Annotated in this window: 13 protein-coding genes; 7 read left to right on the top strand and 6 right to left on the bottom strand. The window is 63.1% G+C overall.

What is annotated here, in order from left to right:
• The first annotated feature begins 3 nt into the window (after positions 1 to 3).
• The 5 genes from OKW20_RS30395 to OKW20_RS30375 all read left to right on the top strand — a co-directional run bounded on the left by OKW20_RS30395 (position 4) and on the right by OKW20_RS30375 (position 3,862).
• Positions 4 to 825, top strand: a complete 822-nt coding sequence (locus OKW20_RS30395; RefSeq protein WP_043620630.1) for an ABC transporter permease — start codon at positions 4 to 6, stop codon at positions 823 to 825.
• The gene (locus tag OKW20_RS30390; RefSeq protein ID WP_429178238.1) at positions 822 to 1,733 is read left to right on the top strand and encodes an ABC transporter ATP-binding protein; all 912 of its coding nucleotides are present in this window, start codon (positions 822 to 824) and stop codon (positions 1,731 to 1,733) included. The genes OKW20_RS30395 and OKW20_RS30390 overlap by 4 nt, the downstream gene beginning before the upstream one ends.
• Positions 1,730 to 2,692, top strand: a complete 963-nt coding sequence (locus tag OKW20_RS30385) for an ATP-binding cassette domain-containing protein (RefSeq protein ID WP_429178236.1) — start codon at positions 1,730 to 1,732, stop codon at positions 2,690 to 2,692. The genes OKW20_RS30390 and OKW20_RS30385 overlap by 4 nt, the downstream gene beginning before the upstream one ends.
• A 102-nt stretch (positions 2,693 to 2,794) precedes the next feature.
• Complete coding sequence (locus OKW20_RS30380) at positions 2,795 to 3,499, top strand: gamma-glutamyl-gamma-aminobutyrate hydrolase family protein (protein WP_429178234.1); 705 nt, start codon at positions 2,795 to 2,797, stop codon at positions 3,497 to 3,499.
• Positions 3,500 to 3,631: 132 nt separating this feature from the next.
• Positions 3,632 to 3,862, top strand: coding sequence for a hypothetical protein (locus OKW20_RS30375; RefSeq protein WP_192448382.1), 231 nt, complete (start codon positions 3,632 to 3,634; stop codon positions 3,860 to 3,862).
• 191 nt (positions 3,863 to 4,053) lie between these two features.
• Here OKW20_RS30375 and OKW20_RS30370 read toward each other — a convergent pair whose 3' ends face one another.
• From OKW20_RS30370 to OKW20_RS30355, 4 genes are all read right to left on the bottom strand, one after another.
• The gene (locus tag OKW20_RS30370; protein WP_429178231.1) at positions 4,054 to 4,662 is read right to left on the bottom strand and encodes a DsbA family protein; all 609 of its coding nucleotides are present in this window, start codon (positions 4,660 to 4,662) and stop codon (positions 4,054 to 4,056) included.
• 109 nt (positions 4,663 to 4,771) lie between these two features.
• The gene (locus tag OKW20_RS30365; RefSeq protein ID WP_429178229.1) at positions 4,772 to 5,596 is read right to left on the bottom strand and encodes a prolipoprotein diacylglyceryl transferase family protein; all 825 of its coding nucleotides are present in this window, start codon (positions 5,594 to 5,596) and stop codon (positions 4,772 to 4,774) included.
• Complete coding sequence (dsbD, locus tag OKW20_RS30360; protein ID WP_429178227.1) at positions 5,593 to 7,386, bottom strand: protein-disulfide reductase DsbD; 1,794 nt, start codon at positions 7,384 to 7,386, stop codon at positions 5,593 to 5,595. The genes OKW20_RS30365 and dsbD overlap by 4 nt, the downstream gene beginning before the upstream one ends.
• A 123-nt stretch (positions 7,387 to 7,509) precedes the next feature.
• Positions 7,510 to 8,265, bottom strand: coding sequence for a DeoR/GlpR family DNA-binding transcription regulator (locus tag OKW20_RS30355; RefSeq protein ID WP_429178225.1), 756 nt, complete (start codon positions 8,263 to 8,265; stop codon positions 7,510 to 7,512).
• A gap of 80 nt (positions 8,266 to 8,345) precedes the next feature.
• Here OKW20_RS30355 and OKW20_RS30350 point away from each other — a divergent pair, with 80 nt between their 5' ends.
• Together OKW20_RS30350 and OKW20_RS30345 are read left to right on the top strand one after the other, a co-directional pair.
• Positions 8,346 to 9,560, top strand: coding sequence for an N-acetylglucosamine-6-phosphate deacetylase (locus tag OKW20_RS30350; RefSeq protein ID WP_429178223.1), 1,215 nt, complete (start codon positions 8,346 to 8,348; stop codon positions 9,558 to 9,560).
• On the top strand, positions 9,560 to 10,462 hold the full coding sequence (locus OKW20_RS30345; RefSeq protein ID WP_429178221.1) for an N-acetylglucosamine kinase: 903 nt from the start codon (positions 9,560 to 9,562) through the stop codon (positions 10,460 to 10,462). Before OKW20_RS30350 ends, OKW20_RS30345 begins: the two co-directional genes overlap by 1 nt.
• Positions 10,463 to 10,797: 335 nt before the next feature.
• Here OKW20_RS30345 and aztD read toward each other — a convergent pair whose 3' ends face one another.
• Both aztD and OKW20_RS30335 read right to left on the bottom strand, forming a co-directional pair.
• Positions 10,798 to 12,030, bottom strand: coding sequence for a zinc metallochaperone AztD (gene aztD, locus OKW20_RS30340; protein WP_429178219.1), 1,233 nt, complete (start codon positions 12,028 to 12,030; stop codon positions 10,798 to 10,800).
• 375 nt (positions 12,031 to 12,405) lie between these two features.
• On the bottom strand, positions 12,406 to 13,638 hold the full coding sequence (locus OKW20_RS30335; protein WP_429178217.1) for a benzoate/H(+) symporter BenE family transporter: 1,233 nt from the start codon (positions 13,636 to 13,638) through the stop codon (positions 12,406 to 12,408).
• Positions 13,639 to 13,650 lie beyond the last annotated feature (12 nt).

Below are 13,650 nucleotides of genomic sequence, written 5' to 3'. Positions count from 1 at the left end.
CCCATGCGCCTCGGCTTCAACTTCTGGCTCGGTGCGACGCTGACGGCGCTGGTTATCTTCGCCGGTCTCCTTGCCCATTGGATCGCACCCTTCGACCCGGTGCTCGATGCGGACCTGATGAATTCCGAACTGCCGCCGGACGCCACCTTCTGGTTCGGCACGGACGCGCAGGGACGTGACGTCTATACCCGCATTCTCTACGGCGCGCAGATCTCGCTGACCGTCGGCATCGTGTCGCAGGTGATCAACTCGATCATCGGCGTCACGCTCGGTATGACCGCAGGCTATTGGGGCGGCTGGTGGGACGACCTGGTCAACGGCCTGACCAACGTCATGCTCGCCATCCCCTCGCTGATCTTCGCGCTTGCCGTGATGGCGGTGCTCGGCCCCGGGCTGCCGTCGCTTTTGATCGCGCTCGGTCTCACCAACTGGAGCTGGACCTGCCGCATCGCCCGGTCTTCAACGCTCTCGCTGAAATCGCAGGGCTACGTGCAGGCGGCCCAGACGCTGGGCTATGGCGACCTGCGCATCATGTTCACACAAATCCTGCCGAACATGATGGGGCCGATCCTCGTCATGGCGACGCTCGGCATGGGCTCGGCGGTGCTGTCTGAAGCTGCACTCTCGTTCCTCGGGCTCGGCATCCAGCCGCCATTCCCGAGCTGGGGCTCGATGTTGACCGATGCCCGCCAACTTATCCAGCTCGCCCCCTGGGCGGCGCTCTTTCCCGGCCTTGCCATCTTTCTTTCGGTGCTCGGCTTCAACCTCCTCGGCGATGGACTGCGCGACAGCCTCGATCCGCATATGAGGACGCGCAAGCCATGACCGCGCCGCTTCTCGACATCAAGGACCTCCAGCTTGGCGTTTCGCTCGGCCGTTCCAGCCACCATCCGCTGCTCAAGGGCGTCTCCTTCCAGATCATGCCCGGCGAAGCCTATGGCCTCGTCGGCGAATCCGGTTCTGGTAAATCGGTAACGTCGCTTGCCGTCATGGGCCTTTTGAAACGGCCTCTCGCCGTCACCGGCGGCGAGATACTGTTCAAGGGGCAGAACCTGCTGGCACTGCCGAAGCGTGAGATGCGGCGGCTGCGCGGCAACCGTATCGCCATGATCTTCCAGGAACCGATGACGGCACTGAACCCGCTTTCGACGGTCGGGCGACAGATCGCCGAGATGTTCGTGCTGCATCAGGGAAAAAGCTGGGCGCAAGCCGAAAAGCTCGCCGTTGAAGCGCTCGGGAACGTGCGCGTGCCCAATCCTGATCGGCGTGCCAGGAACTACCCGCACCAGATGTCCGGCGGACTGCGTCAGCGGGTGATGATCGCGATGGCGCTTGCCTGCAGTCCGGACCTGTTGATCGCCGACGAGCCGACGACGGCCCTCGACGTGACCGTGCAGGCGGAGGTGCTGCGCCTGATCAAGGAACTCTGTGCGGCACGCGGCACGGCCGTTCTCTTCATCAGCCACGACCTCGGCGTCATCGCCAGCATCTGCCAGCGCGTCGGGGTGATGTATTCGGGCTGCCTCGTCGAGGAGAACGAAACGCGGGCGCTCTTTGAAAGCCCGAAGCACGAATACACCCGCGGCCTGCTCGGTGCTCTGCCGCGCCTTGGCAGCCGCAGCGAGCATGGGCGGCAGCGGCTCGTCGATATCGACAGCATCATCGACGACCGCTCGAAGCTGACGGAAAGCCGCTTTATCATGCCCCGTGAACTGGAGGGGAGCCAGCCATGACCGCTCCGCTGTTAGAGGTGGACGATCTCCACGTCCGTTTCCCGATTTCCGGCGGTGGCCTGCTCGGCAAAGGACGACGTACGCTCCACGCCGTCAACGGCATCAGCTTCGAGCTCGCCAAGGGCGAATGCCTGTCGATCGTCGGCGAATCCGGCTGCGGCAAGTCGACGACTGCGCTTTCCATCCTCGGCCTGCAGGAACCGACCGAGGGCATGATCCGCTATCGCGGTCAGCCGCTGGCGGGGCCTGGCGCGCCGCACCGAATGGACCGGGCGAAGGCGGTGCAGATGGTGTTCCAGGACCCTTACGCCTCGCTCAATCCGCGCCAGTCCGTGCGCACCTCGCTCGCCGCACCGCTGCGGCTGCACGGCATTACCGCCGCCTCGGAGATCGAGGGCCGCATCGAGGCGATGCTGAAGAACGTCGGCCTGACGCCCGAACAGGCCGGGCGCTATCCGCACGAATTCTCCGGCGGTCAGCGCCAGCGCATCGGTATTGCCCGCGCGCTGATCCTCGAGCCTGAAATCGTCGTGCTCGATGAACCGGTCTCTGCCCTCGACGTGTCGATCCGCGCGCAGATCATCAATCTCCTGCTCGACCTTCAGGAAAAGCTCGGCCTCTCTTATCTGATGATCAGCCACGATCTGAGCGTGGTGGAGCATATGAGCGACCGGGTGTTGGTGATGTATTTCGGTGAAGTCGTGGAAGAGGGCGGCTGGCGCGAGATTTTCGAAGCGCCCACTCATCCCTACACGCGCCGGCTGATTGCCGCCATTCCCGATCCGGATGCGGCGTTGAAGCCGGCGGCCGGGCAGGCGAGCGACGCCGCCGTGCCGCACCTTGCCGGCCGCAGCTTCGTTTCCGATGGCAGCACCGCGCCGGATGTCTTTACTGCTCCCGTGCGGTCCGAACTGATCGAGATTGGCAGAAACCATCGGGTTCGGATGGCTTTGGCCTAAACGATGGAATGTGTTGAGCGAAGGCCCGTTCCGCCCTGCTGCAAAGATGGGCTAGGTTGCTCGACATCCGAGCGTGGAATCTTTGAAATCTAGGATGAGCCAATGAAACGCATGCCGAAGATCGCCGTGATCATGGATGAAAACACCAGTGCGGGCGGCGGACGCTATGACGTCTCGAGAAACTACTTCTCCGCTCTGCGCCGCGCCGGTGCCTTTGCCTTCGGCATTCCCTATATTCCCGATCTCGTCGACCAGGTCGTCGAGGAGTTTGACGGGTTCCTAAGCGTCGGCGGCCGCATCAACTTTCCGAAAAGCTGGTATGTCGAAGGAGACCAATCCCAGTATCCGCCCTCGGATCGACTGGCCGTCGACATGGCATTGATGGAGAGCTTCCTTGCCCGCGACAAGCCTGTGCTCGGCATCTGCAACGGCATGCAGATGCTCGGCTGCCTCAACGGTTGCCGGATGGTTTCCGATGTCCATTCGTCGTGGCCCGGCGCGCTCAATCACGACCAGGCCAATTTCTCGCATGACGTCAGCATCGTAGCCGGCACCAGAATGGCCGACATCCTCGCCGTCGAAACATTCGCCGTGAACACGTTTCATCGTGAGGCGATCGTCGAGGTCTCCGATGCCGTGACCGTGACTGCCCGAGCCCCCGATGGAGTGGTCGAAGCGATCGAGGTCGCCTCGCAGACCTTTGCCATGGGGCTGCAATGGCACCCTGAAATGCTGGATGCGGACAGCCATCCGGGCGCTCGTGTTTTCGAAGCCTTCGTCGAGGCGTCAAACCGGCATCTTCGATAACCTGCTCTACGGCCTTGTTGCGCTCTTCCGGAAGCACATTTTGCCGTCTCGCGATTGACGTTGGCGGCGCCAGCAAATAGGGCCAAGCCGAGAGGCGTGCCGAACGCCGGCAGACAGCAACAGGAGTGTAGAGTGAGCGAACCGACCGTAGCAGAGGCAACAGATCGCATTTACGCATCGCTGCAGGCAGACAATGCCGACATCGATCTTCATATCGCGACCCTCAAGGCAGCTTTGACGCGGGCTGGTTTGAAAGAGGCCGTCTTCGATCCGACCAGGCTCGTGCAAAACAACCGTTCCGGACGGAAGCTGATGCAGGCATACTTTCGGCAGCGCGGCGTAACGGTGAAATTCTCCGCTTAAGGATGTCTTCACTCAGATAGGCCGCGGCAAGGCGGCCTATGAGGTGGCATTCCTGGTCCATTTGGAGCGGTCGGCGAACTACCCCCGGCCGAACCTCTCGGCGCGCGACCCTTTCAATCGGTCATGTCGCGCGCAAACGGCCCTTGGCCGCATTTTGTAGCCGCGTCCGGTAAGCGCAGCACGTTCGCGCTTCAGCCCCGCGCTTTGGCGATGGCGTCCTTCAGTCCTTTTTCATCCAGAACGCCGGGAATGATTGCCGAACCGATGACGAAGGATGGTGTACCAGCGAAATTGAAGGCGAGTGCCTGACTGTAGTTGCGGTCGAGCAGTCCGGAAATCTTGGCATTGTGGGTGTTCACGGCTGCGGTCAGCTCCTTCATCGAAAGACTGGCGCCGATCAGCGCTTTCTCGATGTCGTCCTGCGACAGCCTCGCCTTGGTCTTCATCAGTGCCTCCATCGCCGGCTGGTACTTGCCGATCTGGGCGGCTCCAAGCACCGCCTGCGCGGCAAAGACAGAGGCCTCGCCCAAAATCGGCCAGTCCTTCAGCACGAGCCGCACGTTGCCGTCGGCCTTGACCACCTTCTCGACCGTCGGATGCACTTTCTTGCAGTAGGGGCACTGATAGTCGAAGAACTCGACGATGGTGACATCACCCTTCGGATTGCCGAGGACGGGCGCGTCCTTGTCGAAAAACACTTCCTCCTTGGTCAATTGCTGGGCGAAGGATGGTCGGCCTCCGACAAGCACGGCGGCGGCGGTCGCGACCGTGGCGGTCAGGACGGTTCTGCGGGTGAGCATCAGATTTCTCCTTGTGCGAATGGGGTGACGCCGAAAGCGACGGCGCGTGTGGCGATGGCAAGGACCATGCCGCGCAGGCAAACGGCGGAAGTCGGAAAGGCTGGAGCAATCACTCTGTCTGCTTCCTGTCTTCAGATGAAAAGGCGGCGAGCCGTTCGGCGATTGCCTCGCGCGAGATTTCGCCGAGATGGGTCGCGGCGAGCGTACCGTCCGGATTGATGAAAAGTGTGGCGGGAAGGCCGATCGCGCCGTAGTGCCGGGATAGGTCCGAGAAGGGATCGAGTAGGATGGTTTCCAGGACGACGCCGGTTTGGCGCAGATAGGATTCTATCGCAGCGCGGCTTTCGCCCTGGTTGGCGAAGAGGAAGTCGACCTCGGGATTGCCTTCCGCCATCCCCGCCATCATCGGCATTTCCCGCCGGCAGGGCGGACACCAGCTTGCCCAGAGATTGAGAACCGCAGGCCGGCCCTTGCGCTCGGCGATGGCAAGGGTCTCGTCCCGTGCGAGCACGGCATAGGACGTTTCCAGCGCACGGGGTGCCGCGCCGCTATCGGTGAGGGTTGTAACGACGACCCAGACGAAGAGGCCGGCAGCGAGCGGCAAGATCGCCCAAGGTGCGGCTTTTGGTGCTTTTCGCCAGAGGATCACCGCGGCGAGGAGAACGCCGAGGAGGCCGCCTGTCGGGGAAAAACCGCCCTGCCAGATGGCGAGAACGCGCAACGGCTCCTGCAGGAAGCTCTCGGCATGGGCGAGCACATGCCCCGCCCGCGCGCCGACAACGCCCAAGAGTGTGGCCGTCGTCGTAAAGCTGCCAAGCCGGTTGTCGACGCGCGAAGCAAGGAGAGAGCCGATCAGCATGAACACGACCAGGCCGACGATCACCGAAAAGCGATCGGCGGAAAAGGCGAAGGGACCTATCGCGACGGCGTTCATTGCGAACCACCCTTGGCGATCCGTGCCGCCTCGGCAAGCGAGGCGGACGTGATTTCGCCGACGAGGCGTGTACCGGGTGCCTCCTCCTTGCTGCGGTCGAAGAAGATCATGGTCGGCGGGCCGACGACGGCAAGTGAGCGCATCAGCGCGCCGTTCTCCGCATCGAGGGTGCTGACGTCGAGGCTTGCCAGCCGGACCCCGTTGAGGCCGGCAACGACATCAGGCGCCGTCAGCACGGAGCGTTCGATCGTGCGGCAGGTGACGCACCAGTCCGCGGTGACATAGACGAGGGTCGGTTGCCTGTTGGTGGCTGCGGTGTCGAGAAGGCTGGAGAGTGCACCGGCCGAGCCGACCTTGGTAAAGTCCGACTTCTGGATGGTGGCTGTCTGCCCAACGCTCGCTGCCCCCTTGAGCGGACCGAGCGGGGTGAGCGGATCGCTGGCTCCAAGGCCGAAGCCCACCAGCAGGAGACCGCCCCAAATGAGCGAGACGACAGCGGTCAAGCGCGCCAGCACGCCATAGCCGCGCGTCGGGCGCAGCCCGTCGAAAGTGCCCGCGTAGATGCCGAAAGCAAGGGCCAGCACGGCCCAGGGCAGGAGGAGGAAGCGCTCCGGCACCAGTGGCGTCGCAAGCCAGATCGCCGTTCCCAGAAATGCAAAGCCGAAGACGTGCCGGACACGTTCCATCCAAGCACCGGCGCGCGGCAGCGCCTTGCCGCCGATCGTCGCCATGATGATCAGCGGAATGCCCTTGCCAAGTCCAAGGGCGAAAAGGGCGAGTGCGCCGACCGCAATGTCACCTGTCCGGGCAATGTAGAGGAGAGCGCCGGCAAGCGGCGCGGTGACGCAAGGGCCGATGAGGAAAGCGGAGGAAAGACCGAGCAGGGCGGCAGCACCGACCGAACCGCCCTTCTGCCGGCCACCGCTCAGGCGGTTACCGATCGCTGCCGGCAGCTTGACCTCGAAGAGCCCGAAGCTGGAGAGCGCCAGCAGCACGAACAGTGCCGCGACCACGCCGATCGCGACGGGTGATTGCAGCACGATCTGCAGGTTCTGCCCCGACCATGCGGCCGCGATGCCGAGGAGACCGAAGGCGGATGCCAGAGCCAGCACATAGGCGGATGCGAGCACGAAACCGCGTCCCGCGGTCAGTCCCTTTCCCTCGCGCGTGAGCATGGCCGCGACGATCGGATACATCGGGAAGACGCAGGGCGTGAAGGCGAGCAGCAGTCCGAAGCCGAGGAAGCCGGCAAGAAGCAGCGCAAGCCCGCCCCCGGTCATCAGTCGGTCGACCGCCGTCTCGCCGCCGTCAGCTGCGATGGAAAACCCTGCGTCCGTCGCTTCCACGGGGCGTGCGTCCTTGGCAGGCGCAAAGGCAAAGCCACCCGCCGGCTTGCTGATGGTCATCGCGGCGGTATCGATTGTCCGCGTTGTCGGCGGATAGCACAGCCCGCCATCCTGGCAGCCCTGATAGGTGAGGCGAACGGTTTGAGGCGCATCGGCGATCCGGGCCGAAGCGTTCCGATAATAGACCTCGGTCGTGCCAAAGCCTGGGTCGTCCTTGACGGTGCCCGGATCGGTCTGCAGGGCGATCGGTTGATTGCCCTCATCTTCTGCTGCCAGGAAGTCCCTGTAGAGATAGTAGCCGTCGGCGATCGTCCATGTGATCGCCAGCCGGCCGTCGTCCTGCCTGGCGATTGCAGGCACGAAGGCCTGATCCATCGGCAGGGGCGCTTCGAGCGCCCGGGCCGGCAGGATCGCCGCAATCAAAACCCAAACCAGTGCCAGCAAACTTGCTTTCCGCATCGTACTTGCGTCCTCGTCTTCATTCGAGGGCGGAGCGATCAAGCCGCTACCTTAAGGCAGCCTTAAAATGACGGATCGGGGTATAAGGTTGGGAAAAGGCCGCGCAAACTAATCCGTTAAGACCTTGGCGCTGACTTTCTCCAGCGTCGGGTTGTCGCGGACACTGCGGTCGGTCACCAGAACATCGACCACCGAGAGCGGGGCAAATTTGTAGGCGCCGACGGTTCCGATCTTGTCAGGTGTCGCGATCGCGACCACCTCGGCGGACACCTGCAGCATCGCGGCTTTGACCGCCGCTTCGTCATAGCCGGCGGTGGTCAGGCCGTATTCCTCATGGAGACCATGAACGCCGATAAAGCAGATGTCTGCGCTCAGGGCGTGGATCTGCTCGAGGACACGCGCGCCCAAGGTCATCTGGCTCCGCTTGTCGAAGACCCCGCCGAGAAGGATGACCTCGAGGTTTCGGTGTTCGGCTGTCGCCGTCGCAATGGTTGGGCTGTTGGTGATGACTGTTGCCCTCAAGTCCAGTGGCAGATGCTTGGCAAGCTCGAGATTGGTGGTTCCGCCATCGATCATGATGATCTGATCGGGCAAAACGATCTCGGCGGCGATGCGTGCAAGCTTCGTCTTTACGTCCCTGGCAATCTTGTATCGCCCCTGGAAGGGTTGTTCACCGGGCGTCACCGGGAGGGCAGCGCCGTGAACGCGCTTGATCAGGCCGTCGGCTGCCAGTTCCCGAAAATCGCGCCGCGCCGTGTCCTCCGAAAGCGAGAAGCGCTCTGCCAGGTCGGCGGTGGAAAGGCGGCCCTTTGACTGCAGTTCAGCAAGAATGAATTTTCGGCGCTCGTCCGGGGTCGATTCCAATTTCCTGCTCCATCCAGATTGCACGATTGTACGTATTCGTGCATATACAGGAATCACAAGATCTCAACAAGGATTATGTGATGAGCGCTTTGGCTATCAAAGGAAATGTCGTCCTCCCGAACAGGGTTCTGGAAAACGCGGTGGTCGAATGTCGCGGTGGTCGCATTGCGAATGTTGCGGCCGATTTGGAACCTGGCGAGACCGCGAGCGTACTCGACATGTCCGATCACTTTATTTGCCCGGGCTTTGTCGATATCCACATCCATGGGGCCGCGGGCGCAGACTACATGGATGGCACGGCTGAAGCGGTAAGGACGGTCAATCGCGCCCATGCGCGACATGGCACCACCTCGGTGTTCCCGACGACGACCACCGGATCGTTCGAGCAACTCGATGCGATGATCAAATCGTGCGAAAACGTGCAATCGAATTGGTTGCCCTCGGATGGTGCCCGGATCTCCGGCGTGCACTTCTACGGTCCCTATTTCGCCGAGGACAAGGTTGGGGTCCATTCTAAGGAAGGCCGCCGGGATCCCGTTCGGGAAGAGTACGAATACTTCCTGACCAAGGAGATCGTCCGGATCGCGACATGCGCATCCGAGCTGCCAGGCGCGCTCGAGTTTTTCGAGTTTGCGCGCCAGCAAGGCTGCTTCATCACCTGCGGCCACTCGAATGCGGCATGGGGCGAGCTGGAGGCGGCGTTTGCACGTGGCATGCGGCATGTCGATCACTTTTGGTGCGCAATGAGCTCCGTGTCGTCGTTGCGGCAGCGCTTTGGCACGCCGATGCAGGCGGGCATGGAACAATACGTTCTCATGAACGACGAGATGAGCACCGAGGTGATCGCTGATGGAATCCATCTCTCCGACGATCTCCTGCGCTTCGCCTTCGAGATGATCGGCCCGCAAAGGACCTGCCTGGTTACGGACGCGAACCGCGCCATGGATGCGCCTCCCGGCAAGTACAGGTTCGGCTCGGAAGATGACGGCACCTGGGTGTTCAGCGACGGCAATTCGGTCAGAGGCGCCGATGGAAGCCTTGCAAGTTCCATGCACGGGATGGACCGGATGGTTCGAACGATGGCTCATGCCGTCGGACGCGATCTGCCTTCGGTCATTCGGATGGCGTCGCTGACGCCTGCGGAACTGGTTGGCGCTGCCGGCGACATCGGAAGCATCGAGACGGGCAAGTTGGCGGACTTCGTGGTGCTCGACAGTGATCTCAACGTGAAGTCGGTGATCATCGGGGGTGTCGTTGCCGTCGGCGATGGTGCAAACCTCGGGCAACACATCTGATGCGGGCGCCCGAAGTCGCTCTCGGCATCGATGTCGGCGGCACCAAGACGCGCTGGATGATCGCTCACGACGGGGTCCTTCGGGTCGATCATCAGGTTCCGACGGTTGCCTGGAGGCACGCCAGCTACTCCGACGAGGATTGCCTTCGGTTGAAGCGCCTCGTGGAGGCGACCTTCGACGGGGTTACGCCGTCGAGGGTTGTCATGGGGGCGAACGGCTGCAACGACGAACAGGCACTCCGCCGTTGCGAGACCGCGCTTTGTGATGTGACGGGGTGGAACATCCGGGTCGTGAACGACGCAGAGCTGCTTGCGGCTGCAGGCCATGGGCGAGGCATTTCGCTCATTGCCGGAACGGGGTCCATTGCTGTCGCGAGAGACCGCGCCGGCACGCTGATATCGGCCGGCGGCTGGGGATGGCTCATTGGCGATGACGGCGGCGGGGCCGGCTTGGTCCGGCGCGCCCTTCAGGAGGCGCTCGCCGCCGAGGACCTTGGAATGCCGGATCGCCTGCTTTCGCAGGCGCTGATGGAGAGCTTGGCGATCCCAAGACTTCTGCGCGCGAACGAGCGGCTGGCGGAGGCACCTTCCGCGGCTTCCCTGGCATGCCACGTGCCGGCGATCTTCGAGGTTGCAGCACGTGGCTCCAGGATCGCCGGGCGCGTTCTGGAGGACGGGGCGTCCAGTCTTGCAGATCTGGTCGGCAGGCTTCACCGACGCGGCGCACCCGGCCCGGTTTTTGCCGGAGGCGGCCTATTGGAAAGCCAGGCCCGGTTCTTCAGCCATGTGAGCCGCCTCATCCGGGAGCGATACGGCCTCATCGTGTTTCTCGTGCGTGACCCACCTGTGGTCGGCGCGCTGAAGCTGGCGGGGCGAGTGGGGTGTGGCGCCAGGCACCCGTGAATGCTCGCCGAGCATTGGTCTCCCTTCTTAAGCTGCTGGGAGAGCGGGTGGGGAGATTGCTGTTCGGTGGCACTGCGGTCGGGTGTGGCGATCGACCACGCCGAACAGTCGCCCTTGATCGACTGGTGGCTCTAGGAAATCGACATTTGTTCGAAGTCTGTCTTGTGCCGGACGAGCACTTTCGGGGCGGCCGGTCGGTGCACTTCGGTCGGACAGTTAGAGAGTGTGCCGGCCCTTCGAGAGCAAAGGCCGAGCGATCGTGGGCATTCAGTCGGCTCTCCTGCTGATGAGCACCGGCCCTTCGGCCGGCGCCCAGACTTTATTGCCTGTGTTTCCTAGTGGGTTGCACCCGATCCGCCGGCTGCGACGATCGCGAAGGGGTGTCCTTCAACCGCGATGGTGCGGGTTTCCTTCAGGGTATCCGTGTCGACCAGGCGTACCAGGCTCTGGCGCGGATCGGTGATCGCGAGGTGGTTGCCGGCGACGGCCAGGCGGGGCCTTGCGTCGCGCCAGTGGCCATCCTTGCTATAGGGTTCCGTGACGGTCTCCGATTTGGTGATCACGCCATCCACGACGTCGAGCAGGTGAAGTTTGCCGTCCTCCGTCAGGATGTAGGCGTTGCGTGACTTTGCCGGATCGAGGATGAAGTCGACCCGCCGCAGCGGCAGTTCGACGAGGCGGTAGGGTTCTTTCGCGTCGGCGTCGACCAGCACCACCTTGTCCTCTCCGTAGTTCCCAAGGAAGAACTGCATCGAGGTGCCCCCGAGCAGGGTCGAGACCTTGCCTTCCGGCAGCTTGTCGCCATAGGCGAGCATCTCGAGCTTGGGGCCGTCGAGCCCGCCCGGACGCGCGACCAGGACGCCCTCGGCGCAACCGAAGGCGACCAGACGTGCGGACGTTGCTTCACCGTGGAGCCCCGTGCAGGTTGCGACATCGCCGACCTGTTTGCCTTCCTTGTCGAGGACGCGCAGACCCAGGCGAGGGGGAAGCTCGCCTTCCTTGACCGGGGCTTCGAGGTTCGGGACCGAAACGAGAAGATGGTTGCCGGTCGAGACCGCGACGCCATGGTGTGCGGCGGTCGTGTCGTAAGCCTTGAGTTCCGCCTTGCCGTCCAGAAGCGCGCTTTCGCCAAGCAGATCGAACTTGCCGCCGCGGTCGTAGAAGATGGCGAGATCGTCACCATGGGCAACCACGTGGCCCGGCTTTTGTCCGCGGATCGTCGTCTCGAGAAGCCTTGGCTCCTTGACTTCGATGTCTCGGTGCTCGCCGTGATCGGAAAGGGCGATGCCGGTGTCAATGGCATGGATCAGGTTCTGTTCGCCCTGGACGGCAAAGACCGTGCGCCCGGTATCGCTCAACGAAAGGGCGGCGTAGCCCTCAAGGTCGAAACGGCCGATTTCCTTGTCCGTTTCCAGATCGATGGCGCGGACCACGGGCTTGGTGTGGTCGGCAATGAACAAACGCCAGGTCTCGCGCTGCTGTTCTTCCTCGGCATGGGAGGTCAACGGAAAGGCGAGGGTCGCAAGAATGGTCGTGGCAAAAAGCGCGGGCAAACCGGAGCGGGACATGAAATCTCCTATAATGTAATAACGTAACGTTCGTTGTGTTATAGCGTTACGTTTCTCTTGTCCAGCGGCAACAACCTGGCGTTTGCATCTGAGCCGGCGAGGGTGTCAAAGGCTGTTCGCTGCGAGCGCTGCGGCGACCTTGGCGTCAAGGATGGTGAGGCTTGGTCGCGCCAAAGCGATTGGCGTTTTGTGACTTCGCCTGTGGGCGGCGGATGGCGGCCTGACTTGCCGCCATCCGCCGAGACGTTTGGTTTTATCGTGGTGGACCTTGCCGATCTTCCTGGAAGGGCGGGGCGGCGAGACGGACCCAGACCCACCATAGGGCCACGCATCACGGATGCGGTCGCCAAAATGCGGCTGGGTCCGGTCGTGCCGTCACTTCGTTGCGCCCTCGCTCAAGGACAGCTTGTTCCCGCGGCGCTGCGGCAGGCGGCCGTTCAGAACGATATAGGCGAGAAGGCCGATCACCAGACCCCAGAAGGCCCCGCCGATGCCGAGCAACTTGATGTTGGCGGCGGAGGCCAGGAACGTGATGAGCGCCGCTTCGCGGGAGGCCGGGTCGGCTGTCGCTGCCGCAAGGCTGCCCCCGATCGTGCCGAGCAGGGCAAGGCCCGCAAGCGTAGTGATGAAGGTTGCCGGAAACGCCATGAACACGGCCGCAAGCGTGACGCCGAACACGCCCACGAGCACGTAGAAAAAGCCCGCAGCGATACCCGCGATCCAGCGCCGGGACGGATCCTCATGGGCCTCCTTGCCGGTGGCGATCGCCGCCGTGATTGCCGCGATGTTGAAGGCGTGCGAGCCGAAAGGCGCCATGATCAGCGAGCCGAGGCCCGTCGCGGTGACAATCGGGTTCGCGCTGGTCTTGAAGCCGTCATTCCGCAGCACCAGCATTCCCGGCATGTATTGGCCGGTCAGCGTGATCAGAAACAGCGGTAATGCGACCGAAAGCAGCGCGTTCAGTGAGAATTCCGGCATCGTGAAAATGGGGGCCGCGAACTTGAGCTTCAGGCCCGACAGGTCGACCCGGCCCTTTGCGAGCAGGAACAGGAGCCCGAGGACGAGAATGCCCACCACGGCATAGCGGGCGGAGAAGCGCTTCAGGACGACATAGGCGACGATCAGCAGGCCGACGAGCAGCGGGTCGACGCTTGCGCCGCCGAATGCGCCGATGCCGAACTGCAGCAAAATGCCGGCGAGCAGGCCAGCGGCGATGCCGGGCGGGATCAGCCGGATGACCTTCTCGAAATAGCCCGAAAGCCCGAGCGCGACGAAAGCCAGGGCCGAGATCATGTAGGCGCCGATGGCTTCGGCGTAGGGCGTGGTCGCAAGCGCTGTGACGAGAAAGGCTGCGGCCGGCGTCGACCAGGCGGTGATGATCGGCTCGCGGTAGCGCCAGCTCAGCCAGAGCCCTGTCAGTCCGACGCCGATGGATATCGACCAGACCCAGGACGCCGTCACCGCGGGGCTGAGCCCAGCCACCTTCGCAGCCTGAAAAACCAGGATGAAGGTGCCGCCATAATTGACGATGACGGAGATCAGGCCCGCGACGATGGGATGAGCAAGATCGTTGAAGCGAAGGGATGACGGGGAGACATGGGAGGTCATGATCTATCGGGC

It is taken from the genome of Ensifer sp. LBL, assembly GCF_050435225.1.
Lineage (GTDB): Bacteria > Pseudomonadota > Alphaproteobacteria > Rhizobiales > Rhizobiaceae > Ensifer.
Note: the sequence above shows the minus strand (reverse complement) of the source record. Positions and strands in the feature narration are given on the sequence as shown.

What these genes read in the sequence shown, in the direction of transcription:
- OKW20_RS30395 (WP_043620630.1), top strand. Translation starts at nt 4, where the DNA reads ATGCGCCTCGGCTTCAACTTCTGGCTCGGTGCGACGCTGACGGCGCTG.
- OKW20_RS30390 (WP_429178238.1), top strand. Translation starts at nt 822, where the DNA reads ATGACCGCGCCGCTTCTCGACATCAAGGACCTCCAGCTTGGCGTTTCG.
- OKW20_RS30385 (WP_429178236.1), top strand. Translation starts at nt 1,730, where the DNA reads ATGACCGCTCCGCTGTTAGAGGTGGACGATCTCCACGTCCGTTTCCCG.
- OKW20_RS30380 (WP_429178234.1), top strand. Translation starts at nt 2,795, where the DNA reads ATGAAACGCATGCCGAAGATCGCCGTGATCATGGATGAAAACACCAGT.
- OKW20_RS30370 (WP_429178231.1), bottom strand. Translation starts at nt 4,662, where the DNA reads ATGCTCACCCGCAGAACCGTCCTGACCGCCACGGTCGCGACCGCCGCC.
- OKW20_RS30365 (WP_429178229.1), bottom strand. Translation starts at nt 5,596, where the DNA reads ATGAACGCCGTCGCGATAGGTCCCTTCGCCTTTTCCGCCGATCGCTTT.
- OKW20_RS30350 (WP_429178223.1), top strand. Translation starts at nt 8,346, where the DNA reads ATGAGCGCTTTGGCTATCAAAGGAAATGTCGTCCTCCCGAACAGGGTT.
- OKW20_RS30345 (WP_429178221.1), top strand. Translation starts at nt 9,560, where the DNA reads ATGCGGGCGCCCGAAGTCGCTCTCGGCATCGATGTCGGCGGCACCAAG.
- aztD (WP_429178219.1), bottom strand. Translation starts at nt 12,030, where the DNA reads ATGTCCCGCTCCGGTTTGCCCGCGCTTTTTGCCACGACCATTCTTGCG.
- OKW20_RS30335 (WP_429178217.1), bottom strand. Translation starts at nt 13,638, where the DNA reads ATGACCTCCCATGTCTCCCCGTCATCCCTTCGCTTCAACGATCTTGCT.